This is a genomic window from Arthrospira sp. PCC 8006, assembly GCF_046480465.1.
Classification (GTDB): domain Bacteria; phylum Cyanobacteriota; class Cyanobacteriia; order Cyanobacteriales; family Microcoleaceae; genus Limnospira; species Limnospira platensis.
In genome coordinates this window covers 37,146-54,645 of sequence record NZ_PKGG01000004.1, presented here as the reverse complement: position 1 = coordinate 54,645, position 17,500 = coordinate 37,146, and the positions used below count along the sequence as shown (strand labels likewise).

Annotated in this window: 18 protein-coding genes; 9 read left to right on the top strand and 9 right to left on the bottom strand. The window is 44.8% G+C overall.

The features are described 5' to 3' along the window. The first annotated feature begins 4 nt into the window (after nt 1-4). Complete coding sequence (locus B9T16_RS01385) at nt 5-1,153, top strand: HetZ-related protein 2 (RefSeq protein ID WP_410243950.1); 1,149 nt, start codon at nt 5-7, stop codon at nt 1,151-1,153. On the opposite strand, the gene B9T16_RS01380 is transcribed toward B9T16_RS01385, so the two are convergent. Both B9T16_RS01380 and B9T16_RS01375 read right to left on the bottom strand, forming a co-directional pair. Further along, a complete protein-coding gene (locus tag B9T16_RS01380) occupies nt 1,150-2,181 on the bottom strand; it encodes a DUF2891 domain-containing protein (RefSeq protein WP_035735539.1) in 1,032 nt (343 codons plus the stop codon). The genes B9T16_RS01385 and B9T16_RS01380 overlap by 4 nt on opposite strands. Before the next feature lie 39 nt (nt 2,182-2,220). Then, on the bottom strand, nt 2,221-2,832 hold the full coding sequence (locus tag B9T16_RS01375) for a hypothetical protein (protein ID WP_006616461.1): 612 nt from the start codon (nt 2,830-2,832) through the stop codon (nt 2,221-2,223). 289 nt (nt 2,833-3,121) lie between these two features. Here B9T16_RS01375 and B9T16_RS01370 point away from each other — a divergent pair, with 289 nt between their 5' ends. The 3 genes from B9T16_RS01370 to B9T16_RS01360 all read left to right on the top strand — a co-directional run bounded on the left by B9T16_RS01370 (nt 3,122) and on the right by B9T16_RS01360 (nt 5,993). Next, nucleotides 3,122-4,228 carry a metal ABC transporter solute-binding protein, Zn/Mn family gene (locus B9T16_RS01370; protein WP_410243949.1) on the top strand — a complete coding sequence of 369 codons (1,107 nt, stop codon included), beginning with the start codon at nt 3,122-3,124 and terminating at the stop codon, nt 4,226-4,228. Nucleotides 4,229-4,324: 96 nt separating this feature from the next. Continuing rightward, the gene (locus B9T16_RS01365; RefSeq protein WP_410243965.1) at nt 4,325-5,092 is read left to right on the top strand and encodes a metal ABC transporter ATP-binding protein; all 768 of its coding nucleotides are present in this window, start codon (nt 4,325-4,327) and stop codon (nt 5,090-5,092) included. A 61-nt stretch (nt 5,093-5,153) separates the two neighbouring features. Next, nucleotides 5,154-5,993 (top strand): metal ABC transporter permease, encoded by an 840-nt coding sequence (locus B9T16_RS01360; RefSeq protein WP_006617097.1) that lies wholly within the window; start codon nt 5,154-5,156, stop codon nt 5,991-5,993. 29 nt (nt 5,994-6,022) lie between these two features. Here B9T16_RS01360 and B9T16_RS01355 read toward each other — a convergent pair whose 3' ends face one another. The 4 genes from B9T16_RS01355 to B9T16_RS01340 all read right to left on the bottom strand — a co-directional run bounded on the left by B9T16_RS01355 (nt 6,023) and on the right by B9T16_RS01340 (nt 10,395). Then, a complete protein-coding gene (locus B9T16_RS01355; RefSeq protein WP_410243948.1) occupies nt 6,023-7,447 on the bottom strand; it encodes a dihydrolipoyl dehydrogenase family protein in 1,425 nt (474 codons plus the stop codon). 118 nt (nt 7,448-7,565) lie between these two features. Beyond that, nucleotides 7,566-8,036 (bottom strand): ABA4-like family protein, encoded by a 471-nt coding sequence (locus B9T16_RS01350; RefSeq protein ID WP_006617099.1) that lies wholly within the window; start codon nt 8,034-8,036, stop codon nt 7,566-7,568. A gap of 97 nt (nt 8,037-8,133) precedes the next feature. Next, the gene (gene cbiE, locus B9T16_RS01345; RefSeq protein WP_410243947.1) at nt 8,134-9,423 is read right to left on the bottom strand and encodes a precorrin-6y C5,15-methyltransferase (decarboxylating) subunit CbiE; all 1,290 of its coding nucleotides are present in this window, start codon (nt 9,421-9,423) and stop codon (nt 8,134-8,136) included. A gap of 189 nt (nt 9,424-9,612) precedes the next feature. Continuing rightward, nucleotides 9,613-10,395 (bottom strand): DUF1868 domain-containing protein, encoded by a 783-nt coding sequence (locus B9T16_RS01340; protein WP_006617101.1) that lies wholly within the window; start codon nt 10,393-10,395, stop codon nt 9,613-9,615. 34 nt (nt 10,396-10,429) lie between these two features. On the opposite strand from B9T16_RS01340, the gene holA reads away from it, so the two are divergent. The 4 genes from holA to B9T16_RS01320 all read left to right on the top strand — a co-directional run bounded on the left by holA (nt 10,430) and on the right by B9T16_RS01320 (nt 13,474). Continuing rightward, on the top strand, nt 10,430-11,413 hold the full coding sequence (gene holA / locus B9T16_RS01335) for a DNA polymerase III subunit delta (RefSeq protein WP_006617102.1): 984 nt from the start codon (nt 10,430-10,432) through the stop codon (nt 11,411-11,413). A gap of 189 nt (nt 11,414-11,602) precedes the next feature. After that, nucleotides 11,603-12,646, top strand: coding sequence for a hypothetical protein (locus B9T16_RS01330; RefSeq protein ID WP_410243946.1), 1,044 nt, complete (start codon nt 11,603-11,605; stop codon nt 12,644-12,646). 21 nt (nt 12,647-12,667) lie between these two features. Continuing rightward, a complete protein-coding gene (locus B9T16_RS01325; RefSeq protein ID WP_172973460.1) occupies nt 12,668-13,165 on the top strand; it encodes a J domain-containing protein in 498 nt (165 codons plus the stop codon). Between the two features lie 36 nt (nt 13,166-13,201). After that, nucleotides 13,202-13,474: a DUF3143 domain-containing protein gene (locus B9T16_RS01320; RefSeq protein ID WP_410243945.1), complete on the top strand. Its 273-nt coding sequence runs from the start codon at nt 13,202-13,204 to the stop codon at nt 13,472-13,474. A gap of 1 nt (nt 13,475) precedes the next feature. On the opposite strand, the gene B9T16_RS01315 is transcribed toward B9T16_RS01320, so the two are convergent. From B9T16_RS01315 to lysA, 3 genes are all read right to left on the bottom strand, one after another. Further along, the gene (locus B9T16_RS01315; protein ID WP_006618424.1) at nt 13,476-14,237 is read right to left on the bottom strand and encodes an isoprenyl transferase; all 762 of its coding nucleotides are present in this window, start codon (nt 14,235-14,237) and stop codon (nt 13,476-13,478) included. Further along, entirely contained in the window at nt 14,234-15,151 is a 918-nt protein-coding gene (gene cdaA / locus B9T16_RS01310) for a diadenylate cyclase CdaA (protein WP_006618425.1), read from the bottom strand. Before cdaA ends, B9T16_RS01315 begins: the two co-directional genes overlap by 4 nt. Nucleotides 15,152-15,317: 166 nt before the next feature. Next, a complete protein-coding gene (gene lysA / locus B9T16_RS01305; protein ID WP_410243944.1) occupies nt 15,318-16,709 on the bottom strand; it encodes a diaminopimelate decarboxylase in 1,392 nt (463 codons plus the stop codon). Between the two features lie 112 nt (nt 16,710-16,821). Here lysA and rimI point away from each other — a divergent pair, with 112 nt between their 5' ends. Further along, nucleotides 16,822-17,343, top strand: a complete 522-nt coding sequence (gene rimI / locus B9T16_RS01300; protein WP_014274874.1) for a ribosomal protein S18-alanine N-acetyltransferase — start codon at nt 16,822-16,824, stop codon at nt 17,341-17,343. Nucleotides 17,344-17,500 lie beyond the last annotated feature (157 nt).

Below are 17,500 nucleotides of genomic sequence, written 5' to 3'. Positions count from 1 at the left end.
AAAGTTGTTGAGATACTGTCAAACTTTGGAAAAGCATTGGCTTTCCCGCTTACAGAATGATTATCCTCAAGCTAATCCTGATACTTGGTCCAGTGTCGTGGTTTGGCTGTTGGGAGAAAATCCCGATCGCTGGGATAGTTTAGAACCCGATCGCCGTCAAGCCTTGGAAGCTGGGTTAAATTTTCGTTATCGGATTCTGAAAGAACGTTATTGGGGGGTTTCCTCAAATCAAGCCTATCGGAATTTGATGCAACGTCTGGGGGGTTTGGTTATCCTGCGCCAGAAAATTCAAACCTGGGTGGCTACGAGTCGCGATCGCCAACGTCAGGTGGTGGATGTCCTACAAGAGGTGATCCAAAATATGTTGGATCGCGATCACTATCTTAAACAGCAAATTCAGTGGATCGCTCAATGTACCGATGATCCGCGACTGCGTAATAGTTTGTTATTGACCACAGTTGAGGAATATTGTCTGCGTCCCATTCGCAATCAACCCCTACTGGTCTATCGGTTTGTTAACTATCTTTATCGGTCCCAACGAGGGGGACTGACTCAGGTCCCGACAGGAGAGTGGGTTAAACAGATCTCTGAGGAAATTGTGTTGGGAGATAAGGATGAACCGATCAGCCTATTGGATGATTCGGCGATCGCTCAATATCAGGAATCTCAGTATTTGGAGGAACAAAAAGCCCAGCGGGTATTCATCCAAAAACAGTTTCAAGCCTATCTGCAGGAAAATGTCGATCCGATCGCCGCCCAATGGCTAGAATTATACCTGCGCGGCTACAGTCAAGAGGCGATCGCCCAAAAGTTGCAGCTACCCATCAAACAGGTATATCGAATGCGGGAAAAGGTCGGTTATCATGCGACGCGCAACTTTGCTGTGAAAATCGCCCCAGAATTGGTTATGGACTGGCTGGGAATTTCCCTGGTTAACCATCGCCTCGGTCTGACTCCCTCTCAGTGGGAAAAGTTCTATCAGGATTTGACCCCCACTCAACGTCGGCTTATTGATCTCCTCAAAGCTAACAATTCTATTGATGCGATCGCCAAAACCCTCAATACCAAGGTTTCCCGGGTACACAGTGAATGGTCAAAAATTTACCTCGCCTCCCAGGTTATTCGCAATAATGACAACCCGCCATCAGCCTAAGTGTATCCTAATCCCCTTTGGGTTAATAAATAAACCGCAAAACTCCCCAACCAATGACTTCCGGCGTAATCACACAGAGAAACGGGTTCTAACCCTACTCGACGATGTACCGCCGCCACGGCTTGTAAACTGCTAATGCGTGGATCATCAGGGGGAAGTCCCGCGATAATTCCCTCTAACATCCAAGCGCGACTTAGGTTGAGACCATCAAAATGGGATTGTTGATAGTCGGTGGGGTTGCTGGGAATTACTGGAGATAACCAGTCTATTTCAGGGGTTTCTGGGATGTTTGGGAGAAATTCCCCCAGCCAATTAGCGAAGTTTTCGGCATCTAAAAAACGCCTCATTAAATCGGCTTCGGCTAAGGTCGGAGAGAGGAAATCACAGCCTAGGGGCTCTATATGTAAGGGATAGTTGCGATCGCCATGATAAAACATCTTAGCTCGTTCTTTGACTAAACCAGCCAGATCTTGATTATCGGTAGCTTTCGCCCAATCCCAAATTAAACCCATAGCAAAGGCGGTTTGAATATGGGTCCCACTGCGGTTAGGACAGGCTAAATCTAACAGCCATTGTCGCAGGTTATTAACTGCTACTTCTTCTAAGGGTTGCAGTATTTCCCCCCACTGTTTTCCTTGGCTATCATTCCAGCCCCGCAATTCGGCGGTTAATTGTAATAACCACCCTAAACCATAGGGACACTCAAACTCTGGTCTATCTTTCAGATAATCGGCTTCTTGGGCGATCGCTTCTGTGGTCAAGTTTTGGCTGACTTTTTCCCTGGCTTCTTCGCTCAATTCCACTTCCGGAAAACACCGCATCACCCGCACTAACAGCCAATGATTGTGAACCGCAGAATGCCAGTCTAAACAACCATAAAAGGCTGGGTTGAGTTGACGATGAGGTACTAAATCATTTTCCTCAGATAAACCATAGAAATGCACATGGGGATATTCCCTATGTATACATCCTAAAGCACATCTAACAAAAGGCAAGACTACTGTGGGATTTACCTGGTCAGTTTTCACAAATATTTATCGGGTTTTAGCAGTGAACATTCCGGGGTTTTAACCAGTGGGGATATATTCCCTACACCAGATAGTTAAATTGGGGTGTCCTCTGGCTAAGGCGAATAAGCGATCGCCCCTCAATCTACACCTTATATAATCCCGTAACTTAGCCGTTTTGTTGACATTCAACACCTGCCAAATTCTGGATTTTTTTCTTATCCATAAACCCGCAAAAATAGCGGCATTTTTTACATAAATATAATCGGATTTTCGGCTGAATTTTAGCCGTCTATTGCCGGTGGGACAGGTTGAATATTGATTAATAATAATTGTCTCAGTGGCTGCTAGGTCGCGTTCCTGTTGTAGAGTTAATTGATAGGTAGTGTTTCCATAGAGTGCCGCTATTTCTAGGACATAAACACCTGCGGGTAAATTAAAGGCGATCGCTGACCCCTCATTAGGCTGCACTAATTGGCGACTTACTAGGCGACCCCTAGCCGTTTTTAGTCGCAATTCTACCCCAGCACTAAAGCCTTCCACAGAACAGTTTAACCATCCCTTAACCGGATGATTAAAGGTGTAGATGTCTATGGCATCTCTCCCCATAAACCCTACATAAACGCCATGATTAGCTAAATTTCCCAGTGCAAAAGTGATGGCAGCAGCCATAATTACAGCCCCAAGTTTTTCGTCAAACTTCCTATGGAATTATACCACAGTTTACACATTATATAGCATTCCACAGCAAATTAATTATTTTTCTCTAGCTACAGCAGGTTAATCGTCCCCCAGACCCTAGGCTGAGATTTTTAATCATTTTTCAACTATTGTCGCGCTAACTTGGTGCTAAAATTCTCTACAATGATAATCATTCTCACCCACGGAGTCCCACACCCAAATCAAAAGCCATTATTCCCGTGGAGTGAAAAGCATGATCAGCAGTTAGTAGGAGGTTTTGATGATTTCCGGATCTCGATTATTTGGACGTTTAACAGTATTGGTCGCTTCCACAGTCGCCCTAGGTTTAGGGGGTTGTGGCCCTACAGCTACCACTAGCGAGACAGAAACACCAGAGACTCAAGCTACAACTGTAGCCACAGAAGCACAGTTACATGTGGTGACCACATTCACACCCATGACACAGTTTACCAGGGCTGTGGTAGGCGATCGCGCCACAGTAGTGCAACTAATGCCGACTAATGTCGGACCCCATGATTTTCAGGCGAGACCAGGAGATATACAGGCGATCGTCAACGCTGATGTCTTGGTGAAAAACGGCCTCGAAATGGAGTTTTTCCTAGATAGTTTGATTGAGAATGCCCGCAATGATAACCTAGTAATTATTGACTCTAGTAAAGGCATCCCTACCGTTGCTAATGAAGATCACGGTCACGGTCACGGTCACGGTCACGGACATGATCACGGTCACGGWCAYGAWCAYGRTCACGGACATGATCATCACCATCATGGAGAATTTAACCCCCATATTTGGCTAGACCCTAAACGCGCAATTCAACAAGTCCAAAATATTCGAGATGGCTTAATAGCCGCTGACCCAGAAGGGGCCGAAAAATACACAGCCAATGCGGCTGCATTTATCGAAAAACTGCAACAACTTGATGCTGAGATTACCCAAAAACTAGCACCTTTTTCTGGACAAACTTTTGTAGTATTCCATGATTTTGCCCCCTACTTTGCCGAAAGCTACAACCTTCAAGTTGAATCTTTTGTGGGTATCCCCGAACAAAATCCATCCCCCCAAGATGTGCAAAGAGTTATGAATACCGTTGCCGAATCAGGACTACAAACTATCCTCACTGAACCCCAAGTAGATCAGGATATGTTTTCTACGATCGCCCGAGATATGGGAATTAGTGTCGGTGTATTTAACCCTATGGAAACCGGAGGACCTGAATCCATTGAACCCGAATATTACCTGCGTGTTATGCGGGAAAATGCTCAAAATTTATTAGATGCTTTCGGCGGACAAACACAGTCATGGCTACCTTTATCAACCCCTAAATCTGTCGCAGTTATCCCCCAACCTGTCGGCTTACGCTTCTAGGTTATCCCCTCTGATATTTCCGGGGTATTTACCCTGGAAAATCATCATTAAATTGCACCCTCTTAAAGGAGAATAAAATTGAAAAATCCCGTGTTAATGGTGGATAGATTAACAGTTTATCATGATACCTATTTGGCTGTTGACAATGTTTCTTTTAGCTTAGAAGAAGGAACCGATATGGCGATTATTGGACCTAATGGGGCTGGGAAAAGTACATTAATTCAGTCAATTTTAGGTATTTTACCGCGCCAAAATGGTGATGTATTTATCCTAGGACAGTCTTTGAGTCGCTCAGGATATTTGCCTAATTATGTCCGCCAAGAAATTGCCTATTTACCCCAAAATTTTATGTTCGATCGCCGCATTCCTATTACCGTTGAGGAATTAGTCGGTTTGGGATGGGATAAATTAGGTCTAAAACTGCCTTGGGTGGGTTCCAGAAGCCGTTATCAGGCTATTAGACAAGCCTTAATTAAGGTGGATGCTTGGAAGCTGCGCCATAACTTGATTGGCGGTCTTTCTGGTGGTGAAATGAAGCGAGTTTTATTAGCTTATTGTGTGGTGCGCCCCCGCCGATTGTTAATACTTGATGAGGCTTTGGCTGGCTTAGATTTTCAGGGAGAGTTGGATTTTTACCAATTATTATATCAACTCAAAAAAGAAGAAGGTTGGGCAATTTTGCAGATTTCCCACGACCTCGATCAGGTGAGAAAACACTGCGATCGTGTACTCTGTTTAAATCGCATGGTCTTATCAGAAGGAACCCCAGAAACTATCCTCTCCCCCGAAAATATATCCGTCGCTTATAGTTCTCAATTACGATTAATCAGTAATAACAATACGCCCTATAAAATTACTGGTTAACCACCCACAATTCATGGCTTTATTAATGTTCTAAATAGACCAAATAGAAGGAGATTAACCCTTGACAATTCCAGCCGAATTAACTCGTATTATTCAACTTTTTCAACTTCCTTTTATGCAGCGAGCCCTCATGGGTGGCATTCTCACCGGGTTGATGGGGGGAATGTTAGGCAGTTTCACCATTTTAAGGCAGCTTTCATTTTTCAGTGATGCTCTCGGACATTCGGCATTATTAGGCATTAGTATTAGCCTATTATTAAGGCTTGATCCGTCTTGGGCTATACTACCTTTTGCCGTAGTATTTGCCCTTGGTGTCACCTATTTTATGGAACGTACTCAACTCTGGACTGATGCTTTATTAAATATAATTTACTCTTCATCTCTGGCTATTGGCATTATTATCCTGAGTTTTAGAGACAATTACCGAGGGGGAATTAATAATATTTTATTTGGTGATATTTTGGGGATTCGGGAATCAGATTTAATCTTGTCTGGTTTGTTACTATTAATCTGCATTGCATTTATTACCCTCACTTTGCGATCGCAGATGTTACTAACCTTAAACGAACCTTTAGCCATTGCGCGCGGCGTGGCTGTCACACCCCATCGCACTTTCTTTATAGTCTTATTATCCCTACTGGTGGGAATATCCATAAAGGCGATCGGTGTATTACTAATTAGTGCTTTTGTGGTAATTCCCGCCTGTGCCGCTAGGTTACTAACCCGCAATTTTATCAGTTACATAATAGTATCATCCGCTTTAGGTGGATTTAGTGCGGTTTTAGGCATGATATTATCAGCATTATTAAATTTGCCCTCCGGTCCCAGTATTGTCACCATGCAGTTAGCCATTTTTCTGCTGGCTATTCTCATTCCCAATCTGAAACTGTTAGTATCCTAATATCTGCCATAGATACCATTAAAGGTCTGTTAATGTAGCGATCGCCGCCAGTTAAAAAACTTATTTAATAAACTTTGCTGCCATTTACTTTCAGCAAATTTCCGCTTTTTCAATAATAAAGCCGCCTTACTATTCACCTCCGAAAGAGTCGGGTAAACGTGAATACCTGTTAACGCCGAAACCTTCAAATTGTTAGCCATTGCCAAAACCACCTCATGGATTAATTCCCCCGCCGCCGGTCCGACAATATGAGCCCCAAGAATCTCCCCATTTCCGCGCACAATAATCTTCCCAAACCCCGCAGTTTCTCCCTCGGCTTGGGCGCGATCCACATCAGAAAACTGTTGTTTAAGAATATAAACATCATCCCCATAATGACCCCTCGCCTGTGCTTCTGTCAACCCCACCCGCGCCAATTCTGGGTCAGTAAATGTCGCCCAAGGAATTACCCGATAATTGACCTTACTTACTGGGAAAAATAGGGCATTAGTCAACACCACGACGGCTTCATAACCCGCCACATGGGTAAACTGATAACCCCCAATGACATCCCCACAGGCATAAATTCGAGAATTGGTAGTTTGCAGCTTTTCATTTACCTTAATTCCCCCTTTATCTACCAGTACCCCCGCCGCCTCTAAATTCAGGGATTCCACATTAGGCGATCGCCCTGAAGATACCAAAATCTCATCAACAATAACCGTATTATCCCCCGATTTAATCAGTTTTTTATCCTGTGCAATTTCCACAGCTTCCGCGCGGGATTTCGGCAAAATTCGGATACCTTCCGCCTCAAATTGCTGTTCAACTACCCTAGCTGCTTCCGGGTCTTCTTTCGGTAAAATATGATCGCGACTGGAAATAATTGTCACCTCCGAACCCAACCGAGAAAAAGCCTGTCCTAACTCACAACCAATAGGACCCGCCCCAATGATAGCCAGAGATTTAGGGCATTTTTCCAAGGAAAATACCTGCTCATTAGTGAGAAAACCAGCCTCTGTTAAACCTGGTATATTGGGAATAGCCGCACGGGAACCCGTAGCAATCACAAACGCCCTAGCTTTTAACTGTTTCCCATTGACTGCAAAGGTTTGATAATCAATAAATTGACCATCCCCAAAAATCACCTCAACCCCTAATCCCTCAAAACGTTCTGGGGAGTCATGGGGTTCTATATTTTTAATGACTTGTTGAACATGAGCGATCGCTTCCGCAAAATTAATCGTTGGTGAGGTTGTATGTACACCAAATCTAGCCGCATTTTTGACTTGATAAGCCATGCGAGAAGCATGGATGAAAGACTTGCTAGGAACACAACCAAACCAGAGACAATCACCCCCTAAGCGATCGCGTTCCACTAGGGCCACTTTAGCCTTTAATTGGGCGGCGGCACTAGCCACAACCAAACCCCCGGAACCCCCACCAATTACGATAATATCATAATCCACAGCCATAATTTTTTACCTAATTCAATCACATCAATTTGCTACCCTCAGAATATGATAAACTCATCAATCTGAAGGTAGCCTGAACCTTAACCGAGTAATAACTAAAAATTACCCCAACTTCTGATTAACTCACAGATGGATCTGTGGTAGTTTCTGACCCGCCACCCGCGAAAAATTGGCGAGTTACAGCAGCAGTAATAATGTGGGAAAGTAAACCCATGGGACCCGCAAATAAACATAAAATCAGAGAATGAATTGTCCAAACCCCGGTTTTTTGTCCTTCCCAATATATCCAACGTCCCACAAACAGATCTAAGATTAAAAAGTGAACCCACCCCGCCGCTGCGATCGTTTCATCTCCGAAAAACTTAGCGATATCTGCTAATTGGGGGTTAGATAAAGCCGCTGCACTTTCCGGGTTTATGCTACCCGCAAACAGATACAGATATGTTAACGCCAACAGGATAAAGGGAATATATGATTCCATCACTTTTCTGGTAACTCCCCAATTGGGAAGAAACACCATTAGACTCCAAAAAGGAAGTACAAATATGTTGGCGACATTAAAAATTTGGTCAACTGGTAAATTCAACATGGCTGACTTGTGAACAGTATTAAGTAACTATAACAAATTTTGGGGAGTTTGTTAATCATCAGGCTGTCTATAATGTGCCTAGATTAATTCCGGTGAGTTAATTAAATAAACTCTGATGCTCAATAGTTAAAATTGTGACGGGATTTACCGGCGCAAATTTGGTCAAATTACCGATGGAAAATGAACGGGAAATCTGCACTTGTAAAAGATGATAATTCCAGCTTTTTTCAGATTGGATCTTGTATTTGACCCACTCTAAGGCTAAATTTAGATGTTCTAAGGTTCTCAGGACTACCACTATCCTACCTCCCGGAGAAAGTCTAATGCTACAGGTTCCTAAAATCTCCGGTAAATTGTTGTCACTATTTCCCATAAAAATGCGATCGGGGGTTCTTAAATGATGCAATATGGCGGGGACTTCCCCATTGATTGATATGACATTTTTTATCTGAAATCGGCGACAATTCTGCTCTATTAAAGACGTTCCATATGCCGTTTTTTCGATGGCGTAAATTGTGGAGTTGGGAAATAATCTCGCCATTTCTACTGATACTGAACCCGGACTGGCTTGCATATCCCAAATGACTTGATTTGGCTGTAACCCTAGTTCGCCTAATGCTAATATACGCAGTTCCCGTGGGGTGCTTAATTCGGGTTCGTTGGTATTACCAAAAAATAGGTTATCTGGGATTCCTAAGCTGGGAATATTCGCTAAATTGACCTCATTTATAACCTCTGGTAAATCGGGTAATAATATTACCAGGTTTAAGGGTGAAAATTGATGACGATTGATACTCTGGATAGAGTAGGGTTGGACTCGTTCATTTTCGCCCCCTAAATTTTCGGCAACCCAGAATTGATAAACTCTGGGTAAATCTAGGGATAAGATTAATTGGGCGATCGCTTGAGGGGGATAATCTACACTTGTGAAAATGCCTATCTTTGTCACCCCGTCTTTTAAAGCCTGAGTTAAACTATCTACTGACCGATTATTAAGGGTAATTAATCTCGCATCTTCCCAAGGAATTTGCAGGCGATTAAAAGCCAACTGCATTGAACTAATATGGGGATGAAAAATTAACTGATCTGGCGGAAATTGAGCTGCTAATACTCCCCCGATATCAAATAATAACGGGTCGCCAGATACTAAAAATATCACTTCTGGGTTGGTCTGATAATTTCTTTCCCAATTGGTTAGCCATTGTTTGAGTTCCGACAGGGTTTCCACCAGGTCATTTAGCAGCAATTTCGGAATAGTCTCATGGCTAAAATAACCCAAATTACGAGAGTTACCGACTAACAGATTACCCCGTTTAACTACCTGGCGCACAGACTCCGACAGTCCCGCCAATCCATCTAAGCCAATGCCAATAATATTTATTGTCAATTATCTATTTTCGGTAAAATTTGCCAGTTCCCAGTTGAGGAATTGTTAACTGTTTAGGAATAAGGTTTATGGGTAGATAACCCACTAAATATGGTTCTCTTAAATGGGATAATTGGTTAGTGCGTCATTAGCCAATTTTGCTCTAATTGAGATTCAAAAAGTAACTGGATATGACGCACTCCGAAAATCTTAAAAAATAAACCTTGGCCAGTGAGGTTCTCGTTGATAAGCCATCATGTCTTCAAACTTCCTAAAATCGGCTTTTTTGATGAAGATTTCTTGGGAATTATCCAGCCATTGATGGTTAAATTCAAAAAGTTGTTGACTCAAAGTTTCTCGGTCTAAATCATTAGGGATAGAGCCAAAATAACCCAAAGTTACATGAGCCACCAAGTGATATTGCTGCTCAATTCCCAAAGCCATTAAATTAGGGTTCTGATAAATAGACCTGCGGAATTGAATCAACAAATTATAAGCCTCCTCATCCCTAGGAACCAGACAAACAACGATCGCTCTAGTCATTACCATCAAACCCAAAACCTGCCAAGCAAAAGGCTTGGAGATTTTCTGAGATTCAAAAATGGTAAAAGATTCGGCGATCGCCTCTTGAACTTTACTTTCAAAATCTGGTATTTCCCGAGAAGCCTCTCGATATAAATCATCCCAAATCAAATCAGCCAAAGTAAAATGAAGGCTATCTGGGGGAATCTTCACAAAAAAATCAGGGTCTAAAATTTGTGCCAGTTGCTGTTGACAATCCGTCAAATTTTGATAAAAATCGGCATTATCAACATCTTCCCCCGCCGGAGGCGTAATCACACTGTAACCAGGAAAAGGAACCGGCTTCCTCTGACCTTGAGCATCGAGGGTAAACTTAGGGGATTCCTGAATGTGTTCCAGTTGTGATAGATAAGCCGGCCCTAAAGTCATCCTGGCCACACGATTGACATAGGTTTGATAGTTATCGTCCAACTCTGTTTTCCTCGTTATTAAAAGACAATTTGTTATGCCAATTTACCTGTACTGGGGGGACGACGACTTCTCCCTGAGCAAAGCAGTAGACACCTTGCGGGAATCTGTCGTTGATCCCAATTGGTCTAGTTTCAATTTTGACAAAATTCTGCCCGATACACCAGATTCGGTCATTTCTGGACTAAATCAAGCTATGACTCCACCATTCGGCTTGGGACATCGTTTGGTATGGCTAGTTAATACACCCCTGACTCAGCATTGTTCTCCAGAAATTCTACAGGAGTTAGACCGAACCTTACCCGCTATTCCCGAAACCACCACCTTATTATTTAGCAGCCCCAATAAACCCGATGGCCGCCTCAAATCCACCAAACTCCTACAAAAATATGCCCAAGTTAAGGATTTTTCGGCAATACCACCCTGGAAAACTGACCAATTGGAACAGCGGGTCCGAGAAGTAGCCCAACAATTGGGAGTCAAACTTAAACCAGAATCAGTGGAATTTTTAGCCGAAGCGGTCGGAAATGATACCCGCCAACTCTATGGCGAAATGGAAAAACTCAAACTATATGCTGATACCATAGACCGTCCCCTAGACATCAAAACTATTACTCCCCTAATCCACAGCAATACTCAGAATAGTCTAAAACTGGCGATCGCCATTAGAGAAGGCAAAACTAGCCAAGCCCTAGGGTTAATTGCCGATTTAATCGCCCACAATGAACCCGCCCTCAAAATCCTAGCTACCCTAGTCGGACAATTCCGCACCTGGCTATGGGTCAAATTGATGATCGAAACCGGAACCAGAGATGATCAAGAAATCGCCCGCCTAGCCGAAGTCGGGAACCCCAAGCGCATATACTTCCTTAAAAAAGAAGTGCAACCCCTTTCCTTACAGCAACTTCAACAAACCTTACCCAAACTGCTGCAATTGGAAATTAGCCTTAAACGTGGCGCAGATGAACAGTCAACACTACAAACACAGATAATCGAACTTTGTCGCTTATTTCAACGTTAGTGTATGATACATTATCATGGAGTGGCACAGTTCGCCGTTTCAGTCTGGGTCTGGTATCTTTACACCCGGGTAATATCCGGTGTAAGGGMAGGTTAAAAGMCCCAATCCCGACCCCCCCCCGTTTTTGATCTGTGTCATGTCGCAAATATCACCGAAAATTTTCCCCCAAGGTTCTCGTGAGGGTTAGCCATGCCAAACCAAAGCCAAATGGAACTAGCCAAGCAGGGCGATCCCCAGGCGATTGCCAATGTGATTAACAATTCCCTAAAAGCTAAAAACATTAATGCCGATGTCTGTGGGGAAGATAACTCCCTACACATCATGCTAGAAGGGGATGCGGTTCCTAACAATCAACAATCATTGGTGAATTTTGTTCGCAATGGGATGACTAAGTTAGATGTCCCCTCTATCTATACTGTCAAAATCTATGGACGACAATTGGGGGATGATCTGGCTTGGGAAGAAGAGATCGTTTTGAAGGAGCCACCGCAAACGGCGATCGACCCGGAAGATGATATGATTCCCCCTGATGTGGTTGATATCGAGGACGATTTCAGCGAACAAGATACCCTCCTCGATCAGGATGATCATATTGATGATTATGTTGTCGATGATGATGACATCGACCCTGACGACATCGACCCTGACCAAGAAATTGACGATGATGACGAGTATCGCTACATTCCCGAAGAAGATGATGATCCTGATGAGGATGATGAGGACAAAACCCAAGAAGTACAACCTTCTCAGCCGAAAAGCAATAAATTCCTGTTACTGATTCCGATTATATTATTGGTGGCGATCGCTGCTGTGGCAGGATTGCATTTTGCTGGTATCTTCCCTCTACCCTTCCTCCCCGGTGGTAGTTCAGAAATCACCGCCGACCCAGCCGACCCAGCMRAMYSMRCCGACCCAGCCGACCCAGAAACTCCCCAAGCGGCCGACCCAGCCGACCCAGAAACTCCCCAAACGGCCGAACCCGCAGCTACCCCCACGGTGGCGACTGACCCTTGGCGTGAAGGCATTAATGCGGCCATGAATGCGGCGACCCTAGCCCAGAGCGCCCAATCTCAAGCTGAATGGAATGCGGTAGCCAGTGAGTGGCAAAAAGCCAGTGAACTCATGAGCCAGGTTCCACAGGACAGCGAAAACTATCAGGCTGCTCAAGAGAGGGTTAGCCAGTATGCTGAGAATCAGCGGATAGCCGAACAACGTGCAGCCACTGCGCCCTAGGGAAGATAGGAGGGTATACCCGTGACTAATAAACAAGCCAGATCACAGAGATATCATCGCAGCGGCCCCAAACCATGGCCGGGCAGTATCCAACCGACTCATTATACCCTGTTGGGCTTGCATCCCTCGGCATCGTCTATGGAAATTCGGCGGGCTTACCGAGAACTGAGTAAACGCTATCATCCAGATACAACAGATTTATCAGAAGATGATGCTAAAGCTAAATTCCAAAAGTTGAATGAAGCATATAGCATTCTGAGTAATCCCGATCGCCGTCAAATGTATGATCAAACCATTAGTACAAACAGGGTGATCACTCCCCCCACGGAGATTAATTATCGGAACCATTCGAGACCCCCAAAATCGAGGCATTCCAGCGCCACAGAAGCGATCGCCGCTGAAAATCGGCCTTTATCTCCCGGAGAACTATTTGCTCTGTTAATGATGGCAGTCAGTTTGATAAGCTGTTTAGGATTAGCAATAGCGATCGCCCTGTTTCGTTCAGATATAACCCTTTAAGCGAGTCCCTAGAAAAMTTTTCAACAGCAATCAATTATGACCTTACCAAGTCCCAATACCCCCCTATATAACCATCCCCTACCAGAAATAGAAGACTGGTTACGCTCCCTGGGCGGTGAACAAGACCTCCAGGAACTCCATTKTTGGCAAGTAGAAAAGCCCACATGGAAAGCCGACCTATGGTTGGATATTGACCAAATAACAGTACGTTACATTGGCGCAGGTACAGACGGCCAAGATATTCAACGCTCCTTTAAATACTCCCTCAGTCGTCAAGATATCGAACAAGCGGTTTTTTCCGGTCCCTAATTCAATCACGAGTACCCACCTTACCAAATCGACGCTCTCGCTGCTGATAAGAACACAGGGCCTGGTGAAACTCATGGCTGTTAAAATCCGGCCAGAGAGTGTCAGTCACATAAATCTCAGCATAGGCAATTTGCCAGAGCAAAAAATTACTAATCCGTAATTCCCCACTGGTGCGAATCAATAAATCCGGGTCACAAGTTCCGGCTGTATACAAATACTTTTCAAATAAAGCCCCATCAATGGCTTCCGGTTCGAGAGTACCCTGTTTAACCTGATTGGCGATCGCCTGACAAGCCCTAACAATCTCCTCCCGTCCCCCGTAATTAGTAGCCACAGTAAACAAAATCCCCTCATTATTGCGGGTAGTCTCCATTGACTTCTCAATGCACTCCCTCAGAGAAGCAGGAAGCCGATGCAAATTACCCACAAACCTAATCCTAACCTCCTCCTCCATCATCTCCTCAAGTTCCCGCATGAGAACCCGCTCAAACAAAGCCATCAAAAAATCTACTTCTTCTAGGGGTCGCCCCCAATTTTCGGTGGAAAACGCATAAACCGTTAAAGCATTAATTCCCCAATCACGACAGTAACGGAGTAAATTCTTGAGAGCATCAATCCCTCGCCGATGCCCCATAGTGCGTGGTAGTCCCCGACGTTTCGCCCAGCGACCATTACCATCCATGATCACCGCGACATGGTTTGGGAGGCGATTTCGGTCAAGGTCAGCAGGTAACTCATGTATAACCCTTGGCTTTCGATTCATTTTTTCTCCCGAGAAGCTGACGAACGAAAACGGAACACCTTGGAAATGAACGACAACCTCTTTAATCCTATCCGCCGTTTAAGGGTATCTATGGAAATAGGAGGCTTAGTTTTATCATCCCCCGCTAGAAAAGACCGAGCTTCTAATAACTCCTTGAGTTTACTACTGGTTAGGGGTCGGTTCAGTACACCCTTATCAGCCAGAGAAATTGACCCAGTTTCCTCGGAAACCACAATACATACACACTTAGCAACCCTTTCTGTAATGCCCATAGCTGCTCGATGGCGGGTTCCCAACTGTCGCGAGGCTATCCGTTCAGACAGGGGCAAAATCACCCCTGCAGCAGCCACCCTAGAGGCTCTAATCAGCACCGCACCATCATGGAGTAGAGTTTTAGGCTGAAAAATCGTCTGTAGCAGTTCCCTGGAAACTTCCGCATTTAAACGCACACCCGGAACGGAAAAATCACGCTCATCAATGGGACTGCCTATTTCAATTATAATCAAAGCCCCAGTACGGTTTTGAGAAAGTTCTTTGACCGCCTCGACAATTTGATCAATGACTCCATCGGATTCAGGGATACCTTTTCGGCTGGCAGCAAACAGTTGCAGCACCTCCCCTCGCCCTAATTTTTCCAGAAATTGTCTAAACTCTGACTGCAAAATTACAGCCATAGCCACTGCGGAACCAGTTACCAAACTATTTAGGGCAATATAAAGCAGTCTCAGATTAGCCCAATTACTGATGGCCGTTGCCAACATTAACACAATGAAACCTCGAACCATCCACAAGGTTCGACGCTCTCCAATAATCACAAGGACGATATAGGCGACGGCAAAAACCAGTCCAATATCGATGCTGTTAACCAACCAGGACTCAAGCCAGGCAGGGTCTTGACTTTGACCCGAACTCATTGAACGCGATATGAGGTTAAAACTATTGACATCTTCCCGAACTCCCAACTTATCGATAATGAATTAATTATCTATATTGCTGGGGACTCGATTCCTCATCCTCAAATGGGGACAGGCATGATGCGGGGCGATGTCTAACCCCGCGTTAGTTACTTAAATTAAGGCATCAAGGGCGATCGCCAAGCCTTTCGGGTAAACGATCCTGACGAATCAGATCTGAATAGGTCTCCCGTTGAATAATGATCGTACTTATTCCCTCATTCACCAGAACCGCTGCCGGACGAGGCAGACGATTATAGTTAGAAGCCATACTATAATTGTAGGCTCCCGTTGCCATTACCACCAAGATATCACCAGTTTGACAATCTCCGGGGAGATGGGCTTGTTGGATTAAGATGTCCCCAGATTCGCAATGTTTGCCAGCTACTGTTATGGTTTCGGTTAATGGTGCCGACATCCGATTAGCAATTACCACTCTGTAGACAGATTGATAAGTAATCGGACGGGGATTATCTGACATTCCCCCATCCACTGCTATATAAGTTCGCATATCTGGAATCTCTTTGCGCGAACCAATCGTGTAAGCAGTGATCGCCGCCGGACCAATAATCGATCGCCCTGGCTCACACAACAGCTTAGGTAAAGGGATCTGGCGTTGTTCACAGGCGGCGACGACCGATGAGGCGATCGCACTCACCCAACTTTCAATACTGGGGGGGTCATCATCTTCTGTATACCGAATCCCTAAACCTCCCCCCACATTAWCTTCCGTAATATTTAAACCATACTGACTGCCTTTAGTGACCGCATCCATTAGCACCCCAGCCAAGTCTTGATGGGGTTGCAGTTCAAAAATCTGAGAGCCAATATGAGCGTGAATTCCCTCGCAGCATAGGGATGGATTGCTACTGACAAATTTAAACACCTCATCGAGTTGATTAGGATCAAACCCGAATTTACTATCAAGATGTCCCGTCCGAATATACTCATGGGTGTGGCACTCAATACCCGGCGTAAATCTGATCATCACCCGCACGGGAGATGTTACCGACATTTGATCTGCCAACTCCACCAGGTTGGTCAGGTCTAGCCAGTTGTCAGCCACCACAGTACAGCCAGTGCTAATGGCTAACTCCAGTTCTGATCGCGATTTGTTGTTACCATGTAGGTAAATCTTATCGGGACTCACCCCCGCCATGTTTGCCGTGTATAGTTCCCCACCGGAAACCACATCAGTCCCCAAACCTTCCGAGGCAACTATTGCACAAACCGCTAAACAATTCCATGCCTTAGAAGCATAAAGAATCAGCGATTCTCCCGGGTAGTATTTTTCCCAAGCCTCCCGATATTGACGGCAAGCAGTACGGACCGTCACTTCGTCTAATATATACAGAGGGGAACCAAACTGACTGACCATTTCCGCCACATCACAACCGCCAATTTCTAGGTGATCTTGGTGGTTGACCGTAGCCGTGAGGGGTAACAGTTGTTGGTTAGGCGATATCGAGGTTGTGCCTTTTTCCGAGTTGAGTAGGTACTGAAGTCCAGAATTTTCCACAGTTTTAGTATCAATAGTTAGTTTATTTATCGGCGCGTGTATCTGCGATCGTACCAAATTTCTGTCACCATTGTTAATCTTAATCTATCTATTAGCTTTCACCCCAGCCTCTGTGACCATCCTACAACTCAAACTTCTCACCCCCGACTTATTACCCGCAGTAGTAGAACTCGATCGCCTCTGCTTAGGTGGATTATGGAATCAATCTGGATATCAAAGGGAATTAAATAGCGCCAATAGCGATCTGGTCATCTGGACACATCCAACCTACGGACAACCCTTGTCCGGTTTACAGACAATTTCCGTAGAAGTCCCCCAAACGCCACCCCCACCCGTCATAGGCATCGGTTGTCTCTGGGCTATTGTAGACGAAGCCCATATCACTTTACTAGCCATTCATCCCGATTATCGGCGCTTAGGTCTAGGGTCAAATTTACTGCGGGCTTTACTGCAACTCGCCCAACAGCGAGGATTATCCCATGCGACCTTAGAAGTTAAGGCTTCCAATGATATCGCCCTATCTCTATATCAAAAATTCGGCTTCCAAATCGCGGGAAGGCGCAACAAATACTATGCCGACACCGGAGAAGATGCCCTAATACTTTGGCTTTCTGGTCTCCCAAGTCTTATTTGAGATTGTGCTAGAATCCGGGATCAGAGACAGACAACCACGATACAGAATCACTGATTCGATTTCGGGTACCTTGTCCCTATTCGGCAGATTCTGTAGCCATTGGGGACTACTCAATAGCCAAAGATGAGCCGATCGCCAACCCAAATACCTGATCCCC

What these genes read in the sequence shown, in the direction of transcription:
- holA (WP_006617102.1), top strand. Translation starts at nt 10,430, where the DNA reads ATGCCAATTTACCTGTACTGGGGGGACGACGACTTCTCCCTGAGCAAA.
- B9T16_RS01375 (WP_006616461.1), bottom strand. Translation starts at nt 2,832, where the DNA reads ATGGCTGCTGCCATCACTTTTGCACTGGGAAATTTAGCTAATCATGGC.
- B9T16_RS01315 (WP_006618424.1), bottom strand. Translation starts at nt 14,237, where the DNA reads ATGAATCGAAAGCCAAGGGTTATACATGAGTTACCTGCTGACCTTGAC.
- B9T16_RS01350 (WP_006617099.1), bottom strand. Translation starts at nt 8,036, where the DNA reads ATGTTGAATTTACCAGTTGACCAAATTTTTAATGTCGCCAACATATTT.
- B9T16_RS01365 (WP_410243965.1), top strand. Translation starts at nt 4,325, where the DNA reads ATGGTGGATAGATTAACAGTTTATCATGATACCTATTTGGCTGTTGAC.
- B9T16_RS01355 (WP_410243948.1), bottom strand. Translation starts at nt 7,447, where the DNA reads ATGGCTGTGGATTATGATATTATCGTAATTGGTGGGGGTTCCGGGGGT.
- cdaA (WP_006618425.1), bottom strand. Translation starts at nt 15,151, where the DNA reads ATGAGTTCGGGTCAAAGTCAAGACCCTGCCTGGCTTGAGTCCTGGTTG.